General features: G+C 34.2%; 13 protein-coding genes and 1 pseudogene. 11 read left to right on the top strand and 3 right to left on the bottom strand.

All coding sequences use genetic code 11. The features are described 5' to 3' along the window. The first annotated feature begins 76 nt into the window (after positions 1–76). The 3 genes from IJE13_RS03605 (at position 77) to IJE13_RS03595 (ending at position 3,077) form a co-directional block, all read left to right on the top strand. Positions 77–1,219, top strand: a complete 1,143-nt coding sequence (locus IJE13_RS03605; protein WP_292777188.1) for an amidohydrolase family protein — start codon at positions 77–79, stop codon at positions 1,217–1,219. A 31-nt stretch (positions 1,220–1,250) separates the two neighbouring features. Continuing rightward, complete coding sequence (locus IJE13_RS03600; RefSeq protein ID WP_292777185.1) at positions 1,251–1,925, top strand: CatA-like O-acetyltransferase; 675 nt, start codon at positions 1,251–1,253, stop codon at positions 1,923–1,925. A gap of 315 nt (positions 1,926–2,240) precedes the next feature. Next, positions 2,241–3,077: a CBS domain-containing protein gene (locus IJE13_RS03595; RefSeq protein ID WP_292777183.1), complete on the top strand. Its 837-nt coding sequence runs from the start codon at positions 2,241–2,243 to the stop codon at positions 3,075–3,077. 162 nt (positions 3,078–3,239) lie between these two features. Here the strand turns inward: IJE13_RS03595 and IJE13_RS03590 are convergent, their stop codons facing one another. The 3 genes from IJE13_RS03590 to IJE13_RS03580 form a co-directional block, all read right to left on the bottom strand. Then, the gene (locus tag IJE13_RS03590; RefSeq protein ID WP_292777181.1) at positions 3,240–4,307 is read right to left on the bottom strand and encodes a 7-cyano-7-deazaguanine synthase; all 1,068 of its coding nucleotides are present in this window, start codon (positions 4,305–4,307) and stop codon (positions 3,240–3,242) included. A gap of 135 nt (positions 4,308–4,442) precedes the next feature. Further along, positions 4,443–5,078: a TfuA-related McrA-glycine thioamidation protein gene (locus IJE13_RS03585; RefSeq protein WP_292777179.1), complete on the bottom strand. Its 636-nt coding sequence runs from the start codon at positions 5,076–5,078 to the stop codon at positions 4,443–4,445. Positions 5,079–5,106: 28 nt separating this feature from the next. Next, positions 5,107–6,372: a YcaO-related McrA-glycine thioamidation protein gene (locus tag IJE13_RS03580; RefSeq protein ID WP_292777177.1), complete on the bottom strand. Its 1,266-nt coding sequence runs from the start codon at positions 6,370–6,372 to the stop codon at positions 5,107–5,109. A gap of 175 nt (positions 6,373–6,547) precedes the next feature. Here IJE13_RS03580 and IJE13_RS03575 point away from each other — a divergent pair, with 175 nt between their 5' ends. The 8 genes and pseudogenes from IJE13_RS03575 (at position 6,548) to IJE13_RS03545 (ending at position 13,863) form a co-directional block, all read left to right on the top strand. After that, positions 6,548–7,591 carry an aminopeptidase P family protein gene (locus IJE13_RS03575; RefSeq protein ID WP_292777175.1) on the top strand — a complete coding sequence of 348 codons (1,044 nt, stop codon included), beginning with the start codon at positions 6,548–6,550 and terminating at the stop codon, positions 7,589–7,591. A gap of 700 nt (positions 7,592–8,291) precedes the next feature. Continuing rightward, entirely contained in the window at positions 8,292–9,224 is a 933-nt protein-coding gene (locus IJE13_RS03570; RefSeq protein ID WP_292777173.1) for a type II secretion system F family protein, read from the top strand. Between the two features lie 14 nt (positions 9,225–9,238). Continuing rightward, entirely contained in the window at positions 9,239–9,460 is a 222-nt protein-coding gene (locus IJE13_RS03565; protein WP_292777170.1) for a class III signal peptide-containing protein, read from the top strand. 100 nt (positions 9,461–9,560) lie between these two features. After that, positions 9,561–10,976, top strand: coding sequence for a lactaldehyde dehydrogenase (locus IJE13_RS03560; protein WP_292777167.1), 1,416 nt, complete (start codon positions 9,561–9,563; stop codon positions 10,974–10,976). Positions 10,977–11,037: 61 nt separating this feature from the next. Further along, positions 11,038–11,766 carry a tRNA-binding protein gene (locus tag IJE13_RS03555; RefSeq protein WP_292777165.1) on the top strand — a complete coding sequence of 243 codons (729 nt, stop codon included), beginning with the start codon at positions 11,038–11,040 and terminating at the stop codon, positions 11,764–11,766. 570 nt (positions 11,767–12,336) lie between these two features. Beyond that, positions 12,337–12,618 (top strand): annotated as a pseudogene (locus IJE13_RS08715) (PRC-barrel domain-containing protein); the annotation flags it as partial. Beyond that, positions 12,619–12,759: a hypothetical protein gene (locus IJE13_RS08710; protein WP_366514847.1), complete on the top strand. Its 141-nt coding sequence runs from the start codon at positions 12,619–12,621 to the stop codon at positions 12,757–12,759. It begins immediately after the preceding pseudogene. A 342-nt stretch (positions 12,760–13,101) separates the two neighbouring features. Further along, the gene (locus IJE13_RS03545; protein WP_292777160.1) at positions 13,102–13,863 is read left to right on the top strand and encodes an aspartate dehydrogenase; all 762 of its coding nucleotides are present in this window, start codon (positions 13,102–13,104) and stop codon (positions 13,861–13,863) included. The last annotated feature ends 11 nt before the right edge of the window (positions 13,864–13,874 follow it).

Raw genomic sequence — 13,874 nt, 5'->3', positions numbered from 1 at the left:
ACACATCCTAATTATTTTAAGTTAATTAATAATTTTTAAATAAAAATATATAAAACTTATTTTAAAACTAATAATGATGAAGACTATAGCAAATGGATTGGTTCTGAAAGGAATTGAATTGAGTCCTGCAAAGGAAAACATTGTCATTGACGACGATAACAATATCATGGAAATCTCTAAGGATGCACTGGAAGGGGAAATCATTGACGCATCAGGCAAGATAGTTTGTCCAAGGTTCATGAATGCCCACACCCATATTGGGGATTCCATAATAAAGGATGAAGGAGACGGTCTGAGTCTTGATGAAATGGTTAAGCCTCCTCATGGAATAAAGCATATTGCTTTGGAATCAGCAGATGACGATGAACTGATAGACGCTATGAGAGAATCTATGTGGGACATGTACAATCTTGGAATCAGTCATTTCATTGATTATCGTGAAGGTGGCCTTGAAGGGGTCAGGCTTCTTAAGGAGGCAGCCAAAGACATTCCAATCACTCCAATCATACTTGCCCGTGACAGCTCTTTCTATGGTGAGGATGCAAATTACCATCAGGTTAAGGTAGCAATCAGAAAGTTATTGAAGGAAGCTGATGGTATTGGCCTAAGCGGTTTTGGTGAGATTGATACAACAGTGGCTGAAATCATCTGTGAAAAATGTGAAGCCGCTGGAAAAATATCATCCATTCATGTTGCTGAAAGTGAAGACAACCAATTCGCATCACTTGAAAAAACAGACAAAACAGAGCCTCAAAGGGCATTCGATGCAGGATTCAATCAGATTGTCCATATGACCAATCCAAAGGAAGATGACATCAATCAGCTTTCAAGATCAGATTCATCCTTAACAATCTGCCCTCGTTCAAACGGTGCATTGAGCGTTGGAATCATTCCACTTTTTGACATATTGAAAACAGGAGTAAAACCTTTGATAGGCAGTGACAATATAATGATAAACAGCCCTAATCTATTTAGAGAAATGGAGTTTACCTTAAAGATAATGAAAGGGATTTCAAAGGATTACATAGCACCTGTAGAAATATTGAAAATGGCAACAACTAATGTAGGCATAAACACTTCATTAGCTTCAAAAATCAATAAACCTTACATAGAAGTGGGTCAAAAGGCGGAGTTTATGATCATTAATCAGAAATCAAATAATCCATATCTCAGTATAATCAATAGAACTGAAGTGAATGACATATCAGATATTTTTTAGAAAAAATACTTTTCATAGATTGAGGTTTAAAATGAAGGAAATGAATTTGGGATTAAGAGAAAATCTTTATAAAAACTTTGAGAAGGAGATCGAGTTTGATTTAGAGAATAATCCATTTAAAAATTTTTTATCTTCAAGATACACCATGTCTGCAAGACTTAATGTGGAAGGTATGTGGAAGTATTCGAAAAGACATGATTGTTCTTTCTTTGTCTTATCTCTTGGGGCTTTAATGGGTGCATTAAATAGGATTCCTGCAATGAGAAGAAGAATTGTTGATGGAAAAGTGATTGAATATAATTATATAGATGCGATTTGCCCTATAATGAATGAAGAGCATACAGTTTTTAAGGAAATAAGAATACAATCCCCTCAATTATTTAGCAGTTTTATCCGATGGCATGAAAATGTTGAAGACAATATATTAAATGTTTTAGAGGGAGTTGATTCAGCTTTTACTATAGGCCCTTTGGAAAGGGATGAGCTGAACATTGCAAACTTTTCTTGCATTCCTTGGGTTGATTTTGATTCAATAACTAATGCAACTGCTTCTGGAAATGCAATACAACCATTGATTACTTGGGGTAAGGTCAATGAGGATTATGAAATGACTGTATCCATAACAGTTAGCCATATTTTTGTAAATGGTTTGGATTTAGCTCAATTTTATAAATATGCTCAAGAGAACTTTGATTGCTTCGAATAAAAATATTTTAGATTGAACATTTTTAATAATATTTTTTACAATAATTTCTAATTTTCACATAAAATAATTTGCTAATCCACTAATTAATTTTTATTTTTTCACTAATTTCCTATTAATTACCTATAATTATTTAAATGATAAACGATATATTAACAAATGTATAATAAGAATACTACTTTTTGTTAAAAAAATTTTATAACAAAAATATTTTTAGTATGTGATAATTAGGTGTGAAAATAGAAAAATATAATTATTTTAAAATTATCACAATACTCTTTCTTTAATCTTATTTAAAAAACAATTATGGTGTTACTTATGAAAGTAAAAGATGTAGCGTCTACAGATGTTATTCATGTGACAGTTCCAGGAAGCCGTGAAGATGCTTTGAGAATCATGAAAAAAGAGGATGTATCTGTAGTACCTGTTATTAAGAATGATACTAACAAATTAGTCGGGATTTTGACTCGTTCTGATATGATCACCAATCCTGATGAAGAGCAAATTGCTATGTTAATGACCAGAGATTTAATTACAGCAAAAATGGATGATGAATTGAAGACCGTTGCAGAAAAGATGGTTGAAAACAATATCAGAAGAATACCTGTTGTAGATGATGAAGATGAATTGGTAGGTATTGTAACTTCCTTTGATATTGTGGCTTTAGCCATTGCAGACATGGGAATCAAGGACCCTGTAGAAGATTACATGATCAAGACCATTCCTGCAACTTGGGATGAAACTCCATTGAATGTTGCATTTGAAGTAATGAAATTCTTCGGATTGAAATCAGTTATCGGATTGAACTCAAACAACAGAATGACCGGTATATTGACTGAAACCGACTTCATTGCTGAAAGTGAAATCATCTCTGAAAGAACTGAACACAGCTCTTCCGTTGGTACCGAAGGAGACAAATGGTCTTGGGACAGCACTTCAGTTTTATACATTGAGAAAAACCATCTCAAGTTTACTGACAAAGTGTTCAAGGATGTTGCAATCAAGGATGTTGTAACTGCAAACACCAAAACAAAAGTCTCTGTATGTGCTGAAAAGATGAGATCTCTTGATGTTGAGCAATTACCTGTTTTAGGAATTGAAGGAGAGCTCGTTGGGCTCATCAGAGCCAGTGATTTAATTAAGACTTTACTCTAGTTTTAATTATTTCTTTTTCTTTTTTATTTTATTTCTTCATTTTTTTTCGTTTTTATAAAATTAGTTTTCAGATATTTGTTTCATATATTACAAACATTTAATAAATTTTCAATATTTTCATATCTTTTTATATTTTTAAAAAAAATAGTAAAGGAAGAACAATTAAACGGTTCTTCTAATCAATGGCAATATTTTAACTAAAGATTCTTTTGCATCGTCTTTATTTTTATTATTCCCAATGCTTATTTTACCATCTCTAAATATTCTAGACTCTTTTTGATCAACATTTAGTTTAATGTATCCAATATCCTCAATGGTTTCAACATTGCTTATATGTTCATTATCATTCTCTTCAATTATTCTTGAGGTCTCTGAAATATTTATTCCAAATGGCAATTGCTTTCTTAAGGTCAGATTATTGGTTCCTTTTTCAAGCTCTTTGTCTTCAATGAGGTTTTCCTTATTGTTATCCATCATAAAATTGAATAGAATCTTATCGTATTGGGCTAATTGAAGTTCCTTGACGATTGATTCGATCCTTTCCCTCTCTAAGATGATTCCCATATTTTCCAATTCGATGGTGGCTGTGTTATTGCTTTCTCTAAGTTTGGCCACTTCAGAGTTTGTTTTTTCCTTAATGAATGATTCGCAGTAATCAATTCTATTTACCTTATCGAGGGTAACGGTTTCATTTGTCTTGACTCTTGTTGCAAGACAGGTTGTTGACTTTGAATATTCAATATCATTTTCCTCAAGGAATTGATGAATCTCATAGGTTTCAAGTTCGGCTTCTATGAATGGACTTTCTATCTCAAACTCATATTTCATAAGTATTCCTGGCCTATCGTGAGTAAGGTCTGTTATATTGTTTCCATCTATGATTATTTCATAACCTTCTTGATTAGCCAGTTGTTTAATGGCACCGTACATCAATCTTCTGCACACTAAACATCTTTTAGGACTATTGTTAACAACATCATCTACATCTAGGAAATTATTTTCAATAATTTCGTGTCTTATTCCAAGTTCGGATGCTCTTCTTTTGGCAAATTCCAAAAATCCGCTTGGAAATATCTGGTTGTCATAGGTTATTGCAAGCACATCACAACCCACCTCTTTTGCAAGGTATGCAAGGAGTGTGCTGTCTGCCCCTCCGGAGAAAGCCAAGGCTATTTTGTTATAGTTTTTTAATATCTCCTTAACCTTTTCCATCTTTTGATTGGTGCCCATATTATTCCTCCTTATGAGTTAAAAATAGTATTTTCTTATGAGTTAAAAATAGCATTTTAATTATAAAATTAATGTGTTGTCTATAAGTTTTAATTTTTATGATATAAATAATTAACGATTGTTATTTTTTCATATTTATTCTAAATTTTTAATATACTCTAAAACTTCAATGGCATCCAGATATTTGATGTCCTTTTCCTTCAATACAAAATCAATAAGCTTGGTTTTCTTCTCATCTTCCATTTCCACTTTTGAGAAAATGTTCTGATAGGACCTTTTCGGATAATAAATCTCTTTGGCAATGTTATGAATGTAATCCTTCTCCTCGTCTGTAATTATTCCTTCATCAACTGCCAATTCCAGTTTGTAGTCAACATTCACAAGAGCTTCTGATATTGGCACATTACGTTCAGGGTCAAAGCTAAGTGCGACATCATCATCTGATGTGATCGCTCCTGACCTGTATGCCTTGTAGACATAACCGATTCCAACCATGCCTAAATCATCCAGTTCAGAGGCTCTAAGGGCTCCCATACTGCTTCCCCCAACTACAGTGATCCCCTTGTCCAATGCCTTCATGATTTCCTTATGGGCAACTGCAGGTGAGTGGTGGAAAACCCCATCTATAATTCCTATGACATCTGGCTTTTCAGCTATTGCCTTTAGGATGTCTCCCCTTTTTACTGGAGGTCTGTAGTCGGCATCCAATATGGTCTTTGCCTCATCTTCCAAAATGGATAATCCTAAATAGACAATGATCTTTTTTGTCATATAATCAACCTATTCTAGTTAAAAATAATCAGACCAATCCTCTTCTTGCTTTTCTATCATATTCCAGAGCTCTAGTACCTAATCTTTCCTCATCAAGTGAGTATAACTCCGCCTTTGGAATGATTACCCTTGCAACATTGATTCCAATTTCCTCTCTTGTAAGGTCAGTGTAGAGGATTTGATCAAATCCTACTTTTCTACACTCTTCAACGCTTGTTTCAATGTCCTTTTTGATTGAATGGGAACTTTTGTCTTCAATGTCTTCAAGATCGATTGTTTCTTCTTCCCTTTGGAAGTAATGTCTGTTCATCTTCTTCATATGCTCATAGCCTGACTTTCTCATGAAATCCGCCCTTATGGTGTCTTCACGGGTTCCATGGATTTGGGTTGCCCTGCTTTGGGCAACTTCAGTAAGGGCCCTTATGACTGCCACTTCAGGGTTCAGGTGGGTTCCGACACCTAAAGTGAGTAGTGCAGGATCCTTAAGCACGGTATCGTCAGCGCTTGCAGCTATTGTTGTAATCTTCAAGTCAGCTGTAATGTCCATAAGCTTTATTTCAATTCCTTGACTATGGAATTTATCTAAAAGTTCATTGATGATTTCGTTATCAATATTGTCCTGAGCGATTTCCTTTTTGTTTCTTTTGGTTAGTTCAAAGATGCTCCATGCATCCCTTTCAACGACTTCAAAGATTCCATGCAAAACGGATTCCTCTATGATGTTACCAGAGGCAAGGCCATTTGTATTTCCTTTAAAAATAGCTATTGGACTAGGATTTACATCTCTTGTTGGAATGTAAGGGTGGAAGACCGCATTTGATGGGACATAAATGGTCTCTTCACTGATTATGTCCTCTGCCTCTATCCATTCAAGCCTTGAATTTTCCACATTCTGGTTGCCATAGTTATTCGGCAATAGGAGGTCTCTTGGGTCAAGCACATTGTTAGATATGGATGGGTCATTCTTGATGTTATTGTATGTGTCTACAAAGGTTCTCTCATTGTCTATATCCTGTCTTTCAGCAGAATACCTTTCGAATCCTTCCATCATTGCAGATGCCTTTGCCTGCTCGGTTGTGGCACCTTTTCCCGCATAGACGCTCACTCCACCGGACTGGGCGGTTGGGCGAATGGCTGAAAAGACCGGAATCTTGACCCTATCAAGGTCTGTAATTTCAGTGAGCCTTGTTATTCCAGCGGTTCTTAACTTATCCTCATTTATTTCAATTGTCTCCTTCGGGTCTCTTATCCTATGAGTTCCCTTAAAGAATTTTATTGGAATATCCTCAAACATGTTTCTTATCCTTAGCTATTTTTAAAATGTTTTTAAATTTATAATATTTATATTATGTATTTGATTATTTATAATAATTGTTATGTTGGAATTTTTAAAATATTAGTTTAATTTTTAAATAATAAAGGATATAACAAATTATAGAAGAAATTAATAATTCAATTGAGGCCTTTAAATGCAGATTAAAGAAAATGATATTCATAGATTTCACATCAACAATATTCTAAAGAAATTGGAAGAAAAGGACCAGGATGCCATGCTGGTAGCTAATTTCAACAATATCCATTACCTATCAGGTTATTTGTCAACAAGCTTTGCATTTCTAATCATCAAGGAATATCCGATCATTTTTGTATCTGGAATGGATATGGAAATTGCAAGGGACACCTCTTCCATTGATATTGTAAAATATGAGTCCTTTGATGTGATGATTAAGTATTTGAAGGAAGAGGGAATTAAGAATTTGGCCATTGAATCAGACTTGACTGCAAACGTCTATCAAAAGTTCAATGACTTCAATCTAAGCATTTCAGATGCAATATCAACCGAAAGGATGATAAAGTCTGATGATGAAGTTGAGAGGATACTCAAGGCAACAGATATCGCACATAAGTCCCTGATTGAATTGGATGTGAGGTCCAAGCAGGAGAAGGGAGCGGAAGAATGGGAATGTGCCTATGAATTAGGCTATCTGATGAGAAAAAACGGTGCAAGCATTGAATCATTCGACACAATATTCGCATCAGGTTCAGTGTCAAGCTTGCCACATTCCACTCCAAGACAACATATATTAGAGACTCCTGTACTGGTCGATTATGGGTGCAAGTTTGAAGGATATTGCTCTGACACTACAAGAACATTCCTATACACAGAAAGGCAAGAGGAAATATCTGATATTGTTCTTGAGGCTCATGACAAGGCCATCGATGCAGTCAAGGCAGGGGTAAAGGCCTGTGAAGTGGATAAGGTGGCAAGAGATATAATAACTGAATATGGATATGGTGACAATTTCATTCACAGCACTGGCCACAGCTTAGGATTGGATATCCATGAAAACCCTTCCGTATCTTTAAAGGATCAAACAGTATTGGAGAACAATATGATTATTACCATAGAGCCAGGAATCTATCTTGAAGGAGAGTTTGGAATAAGGATAGAGGATATGGTTCTAGTGGATAAGAAGGGCAAGTTGATTGGTGATTTGCCTCAAATATTATAATCTTTTTTTAAAGATTTTTTTTTAATTTTTTCATTCTAATTTTAATTTTTCAATTTAATTATAATTTCACTAATTCTTTGTTATTTTTTAAATTAACTTTAATATTGATGTTATTTTGAAATTTGGGGCTTTAAAAATCGTTATATTTAAGTATAATACTCAAAAAATCTATTTTTAGGTTTCACCATCTAAAAAAATCAGATATTCTCAAGAATGATTCGGAGGTGAATTTATGGAAATAAGTTTAAGAACAATTTTATTGCTTCTTGAAGTTCTAATAAAATTATTTCTAATCTTTATCCAGTAGTCATCTCTGCTATTTAACACCATGTAAAAAAAGTTTGGTTAGATTTTATCCTTGATGGGCTTTTCCTATCATTTTGCATTAATAATAACTTTTAAATATCATGTTAATTATATTATATTTATGGATTTAAATAGCAAATCCGAATCTTTTTGAGAATATCTTGTTATATGAATTCTTTTTGAATTCATTTAACATTTTTACTTTTTTTACATTTTTTTTAGATTTTTTCCAATATAATTTTAATTTTTCAATTTAATTATAATTTCACCAAATCACTTTAATTTTTCAAAATCAGTATAATTTTACTTGTTTTTTATAATATTCTAATTAAATCATTTATTTAACTCTATAAATAAGTTAAATTTATTAATAACTTATACAAATCTATAAATAATGTTTATAGAAGATTTAATTATCAAATTATCGAATATAATAGAAAACAAAACTAAAGAATCTATTTTAATAGGCTTTCAGGAATACCTTCTGAAAGCAGGAATATTTACATTGGCTTCCCAAATCTTAGCAATAATTCTGATGGTTTATGCCATATCCGTAATTCTGTTTACACTAACCTCATTAATGCTGTCATTTAACATAATTTTCGCTATTATTTTAGCCATTCTCATTCCAACAGCATCATTTATTTTAGTGCTGTTTATGAAAATAGAGAAAAGGGCAAGTGAAATAGAAAACTCCATTCCAGACTTTCTAAGGCAATTGTCATCTATGCTGAAGGTAGGTTTGAGCTTGGAAAACGCTTTGCTTGACATGTCCGACCATGGAAATGGACCATTGTATGATGAACTTAGAAGAGTTGTTGTAGAGATTCGAATGGGAAAAAGCTTGGACGAATCATTCAATAATATGGCAATCAGGCTCGATTCGAAAGACTTGGAAAGAAGCTTTAAGATTATATTGAATGCTCATAAGAGCGGAGGGTCCTTATCTGACATCATTCTTGATGTAAGTGATGACTTAAGGGCCATGCTGATATTGAAAAGGGAGCGCAAGGCAAGTGTTATGATGTCAATCATGTTTCTAATAATTGCATCAACAATTGCAGCTCCTTTTGCACTAGGAATGGTTGGAGTCTATTCTTCCTTTATGATGGAATTGGGAAAGGGAGGAGCCATCTGTGAAGTTGCTCCCCTTGCAGCAGAGATTTATTTGATCATCCATTCAATATTAGCAGGATTTTTGATAGCCTTAATCATGTATGGGGACTTGAAGAAGGGACTTAGATATTCAATTCCAATAACTTGCTCTGCATTTTTGGTCTTTTATTTAATAAATAACTTTGGAGCGGGTTTCTTTGGATTGGTCTAATTGGTGTGATGATTATGAAAAATGAGGAATTTAATTTATTAAATAGGCTTTCTCAAGACAATAATGGACAGGGTTCTGTTGAATTGATATTGATCATTGGAGGAATCATTGTAATCATTCTCCTTGTAGTTTCAATGTATAAATCTTACTTGGTCGATTTGGGAACTGAAATTGATTCAAATGAAATGAATGCATTAAACGGTTCATTTAATGAAATCGCTTCTAAATTCGAATAGATTTGATTTTGCCAAAACTTATTATTCAATAAAACAAATAGTTTAATAATTATTAAAAAAAATAAAAATCTAATAAAAATAAGATTTAGGAGTCAAAATCATGAAATTCTTAATCAATGGTGAACTTATAGACAAATCCGACCATTTTGATGTCATCAATCCGTATAATGGAGAACTTGTGGATACAGTTCCGATAGGATACAGAAGTGATGCAGATGATGCCATTGAATCTGCAAACAATGCAAGAAGAGCATTGAATGACTTGTCTGCAAAGGAAGTTTCAATCAAGTTATTTGATGCTTGTGAAGAGCTTGAAAGGGAAAGCGAAGATATAGCAAAGCTGATTGTTGCTGAAGCTGGAAAGCCATATAAGCAAGCCATTGTAGAGCTTCAAAGGTCTGTTGAAACATTGCAGTTTGCAGCGGAGGAAGCAAAAAGAATCTATGGTGAATCAGTGCCTATAGATGCTACAGGTTCTGTTGATGCGAGGTTCTTTGCATTTACCAAAAAGGTTCCTCTTGGTGTTGTCGGGGCAATCACTCCATTCAATTATCCTGTAAATCTGGCCCTTCATAAGATAGCTCCAGCCATTGCAGCAAAGAACACTGTTGTCATGAAACCATCTATGGAAGCGCCATTGGCTGCATTGAGATTGGCTGAAATAATCAACAATCACTTCCCAGATGGTGTGATAAACTCTGTTACAGGCTATGGTAGTGAAGTTGGAGATGCTATGGTCGTGTCAACCGGCATTAACAAGATCTCATTTACAGGTAGTGTGGCTACAGGTTTGTTCATTTCATCAAGGTCTGGTATGAAGAAACTGACATTGGAGCTTGGTGGAAATGACCCGTTGGTAGTACTTGAAGATGCAGACGTTGAAAAGGCTGTCAGTGCAGCTACATCTGGAGCATTTCTCTTCTCAGGACAAGTCTGCATTGGTGTTAAGAGAATAATTCTGGATAATAAGATAGCTGATGAGTTCATTGATCTTTTTGCAAAAGAGGCAAGCAAATTGAAGATGGGAAATCCAATGGATGAATCAACTGACATTGGTCCTGTAATCAATGAAAGCGCAGCCATTCATATTGAAACTGCAGTAAACAGTGCGATTGAAGATGGTGCGGAACTTATTCTTGGAGGAAATCGTAAGGATTGCTTCTATGAACCTACCATTCTAGACAATGTCAACATGACTATGGATCTGGTGGCAAATGAAACCTTTGGTCCAGTTGCCCCAATCATTAGGGTTGATGGATTGGATGAGGCAATCAAGGTTGCAAACGATACCCAATATGGCCTTCAGGCAGGAGTGTTCACCGAGAGCATTCGCAGTGCATTGAGATGTGCAAATGAAATCGATGCAGGTTCAGTATTAATCAATAAGGAATCAACCTTCAGGACAGATGCAATGCCTTTTGGAGGATTCAAGTCAAGTGGAATGGGCAAGGAAGGAATCAAATATGCGGTTGAGGATATGTGCAAGACCAAATTGATTGCATTCAATTGCAAATAGTTTAATAGGTATTAGAAATAAATATCTATTTAAGTAAAAACTGAGAAAGCATTGTGATATTATGTGGGATACTGCTAAAGATTATAGAATACTAATAGCCATGCATGCTCGTGAATTATTCTTGAGAACCGTTCAAACAGGAAGTTTCAGAGGCAATTGGAATAAGAAGGGAGCTATTGAAGAAACCAAAAAGATGGAACCGGATTTGAAGTCCTTGCTTTACTGCTATCTTGAAGGGGATGCTCTAGCTAATTGTGAAGATGTTGAAAAGCTTGAGGATAAGGCTCATAGGATCATTGACTTCCTTGGCGGCGATGATTGGGCTCATAAATTCATGAATGGCGCTCCTAAGGATGAAAGGGAAAAGACAGAAGAGAACATTGCCAAGGTAAGATTTTTCCTTGACACCATTTTAGGCCTTAGGAACAGATTTAAGTTTGGACCAATCGATGATCCGATTATCGGCATTGATGTTAAGGTTGGAGAGATTATGAGCGTAAGCAAACACCCTAAAGCCGATTCCCTGATGATCTGCAATGTGAATCTTGGAAAGAGGGCTTTGAAAGTGGTTACCAATGACCTGACAGTCAAGGAAGGCAATAGGGTTGGTGTTTCCCTGCTTCCGCCAGCTACTTTTATGGACATTGTTTCCGAAGGAATGTTCTTGGGAATGAACGGCAGCATTCTAAAGGATGTGAAGGGTGAATTGGGCCAAATGCCTAATGGAATACCTATGGAATCATTGAATGAAACCAAAAACATGATTACAAACTTTTTAGATTCTAAATAGTTTTAAAGGATTTTTTCAGATCACTTTAAAATTATCTTTTATCTTTTTCTTTTTTTCTTAATAATTTTTTAAATTTTCTTAATATCTCCACCAAATTCCTTAATGATATTATCATGACATTAACATTTTTTTCAGATTTCATGTAATTTTCAATGATATTATCATGTTATTATCATTTTTTCGAAATTTTCGGATTTTTTCTTGGAAATTTTTCTTATTTTTTCGGTTTGATATAAAATTTTTCTTATTTTTTTATTTTTACAAATGATTTATGATTATTTTTAATTTTTCTTTAAATTTTTTAACTTTTTTTAAATTTTAATAGTTAATTTTGACTTAAAAAACATAAAGTATTTATATAAGCAACTATACATATATTATATAATAGGCTTATTTGATGTTTAATTGTTAAATTCTATATGGATTTCTTAATAAATTTCAAAATTAAAAAATTCATATCTTTAATTATTAATTCATTGTTCATAGGCTAAAATTTTTAGAAATTAAAGGATTTTTCAATGTTTTAAGTGCATTGATAATAAACATGTTATTTTGATTTATTGAGTTATAATGGTGAAAAAAATGGTAGAAGTTTCAACTCTTTACGATTTGGATATATATACATTAGCAGGACAGTATGTAGGACAAGTACACGACGTAGTTCTTAATATCAGATACGGAACTATCTCTAGACTTCAAGTAAAAGCTTTAGAACCTGAGAAAAAAACTGCAGGGTTCAGAGATATCTTTAGAGGCGGATTCCAGTTCGTACCTGAAGAAGAAGTAGGCAGAACCTTCCAAGAAGGCTTACTTAACATTGAGTTCGACAGAGTCACTGCTATTGGCGACATTATGTTAATTGATCCTCAGGACTTAAAAAGACCAAAACCTCCAGTAGCGGGGGAAGAAATGTCTATCCGTCCAAGACCAGAGCCTGTTAGAGCAGCTCCGGCAGAAGCTCAAATAGAAGCTCCTGTACCAAAAGCACAATAGTTCTTTAACTGAATATGTTTTTAATCTTTGAGATTTTTACCATATCCTTTGATTATTAGCCTATTTTTTCTAAATGTAGTTTCAGATTAATTAACATATTTATTTTATTTTCTCTTTTTTCATTTATTTTTCATGAAGCAAATTTTGATCTTTTTCTTGTTATTATCAATGTTATTAACAATTTATAATAAATGGTTTACAAATTCTTAAGATTATTATTAAGATAGTTTTTTATTTAATAAAGATTAATTATTATTATGGAAAGCAAATTAAAATTTTAAAAATTTTATATTTATTCAAATTTATTTATGATTTTTCAAATTTTTACTTCGAGGTGAACTTATGATAGTAGGTATTGTAGGATGTGGAGCCATTGCAAATACAATAGTCAATGAAATCCTATCTGAAGATGGAATAGAAATCAAGTATTTCTATGATCGTGATGTTGAAAGAGCGGAAAACCTTGCACAGATTGCTCATGGAATAGCTGTTATCAAGCTTGAAGACATGTTGGATGAAGTGGATCTGGTTGTTGAGGCAGCTTCACCTATGGCCTTGAAATCCATAGCTATTGATATTTTGGAAAAAGGCATAGATCTAATGGTCATGAGTGTAGGTGCATTGATGGATAGGGAATTCAGAAACAAGGTCCATAAGACCGCTCAGGAGCATAAGGCGAAAGTATATGCCCCATCAGGTGCCATTGTAGGTTTGGATGGTATCAAGGCGGCATCCATCGGTAAAATCACCCAAGCTTCCCTTACCACTAGAAAGGCACCTAAATCATTAGGCAGGGAAGTTGAAGAGGAAGAGATCCTATTTGAAGGAAAGGCCTCTGAAGCTGTAGAGAAGTTTCCGGTAAACATCAATGTGGCTGCTTCATTAAGCATTGCATGCAATATGGATATTGATGTAAAGATCATAGTGGACCCTAAAGTTGACAGGAATGTTCACGAAGTTGTAGTCAAGGGGGACTTCGGTGAGTTCAGGACAAGTTCTGAAAACTACCCATTTGCAGCAAACCCAAAAACAAGCATGCTGGCTGCATTTTCAGCTATCAAGCTGCTAAAAAGCTTCAACGAATGCTTCTCCGTAGGAACATAGCTACGATTCGC

The organism is Methanobrevibacter sp., from assembly GCF_017410345.1.
Taxonomy (GTDB): Archaea; Methanobacteriota; Methanobacteria; order Methanobacteriales; family Methanobacteriaceae; genus Methanobrevibacter.
Note: the sequence above shows the minus strand (reverse complement) of the source record. Positions and strands in the feature narration are given on the sequence as shown.

Bases quoted from the DNA above. Each gene is read 5' to 3' on its own strand.
- IJE13_RS03570 (WP_292777173.1), top strand. From the start codon at position 8,292: ATGTTTATAGAAGATTTAATTATCAAATTATCGAATATAATAGAAAAC.
- IJE13_RS03600 (WP_292777185.1), top strand. From the start codon at position 1,251: ATGAAGGAAATGAATTTGGGATTAAGAGAAAATCTTTATAAAAACTTT.
- IJE13_RS03580 (WP_292777177.1), bottom strand. From the start codon at position 6,372: ATGTTTGAGGATATTCCAATAAAATTCTTTAAGGGAACTCATAGGATA.
- IJE13_RS03560 (WP_292777167.1), top strand. From the start codon at position 9,561: ATGAAATTCTTAATCAATGGTGAACTTATAGACAAATCCGACCATTTT.
- IJE13_RS03545 (WP_292777160.1), top strand. From the start codon at position 13,102: ATGATAGTAGGTATTGTAGGATGTGGAGCCATTGCAAATACAATAGTC.
- IJE13_RS03605 (WP_292777188.1), top strand. From the start codon at position 77: ATGAAGACTATAGCAAATGGATTGGTTCTGAAAGGAATTGAATTGAGT.
- IJE13_RS03575 (WP_292777175.1), top strand. From the start codon at position 6,548: ATGCAGATTAAAGAAAATGATATTCATAGATTTCACATCAACAATATT.
- IJE13_RS03565 (WP_292777170.1), top strand. From the start codon at position 9,239: ATGAAAAATGAGGAATTTAATTTATTAAATAGGCTTTCTCAAGACAAT.
- IJE13_RS08710 (WP_366514847.1), top strand. From the start codon at position 12,619: ATGTTAATTGATCCTCAGGACTTAAAAAGACCAAAACCTCCAGTAGCG.
- IJE13_RS03595 (WP_292777183.1), top strand. From the start codon at position 2,241: ATGAAAGTAAAAGATGTAGCGTCTACAGATGTTATTCATGTGACAGTT.
- IJE13_RS03555 (WP_292777165.1), top strand. From the start codon at position 11,038: ATGTGGGATACTGCTAAAGATTATAGAATACTAATAGCCATGCATGCT.
- IJE13_RS03590 (WP_292777181.1), bottom strand. From the start codon at position 4,307: ATGGGCACCAATCAAAAGATGGAAAAGGTTAAGGAGATATTAAAAAAC.
- IJE13_RS03585 (WP_292777179.1), bottom strand. From the start codon at position 5,078: ATGACAAAAAAGATCATTGTCTATTTAGGATTATCCATTTTGGAAGAT.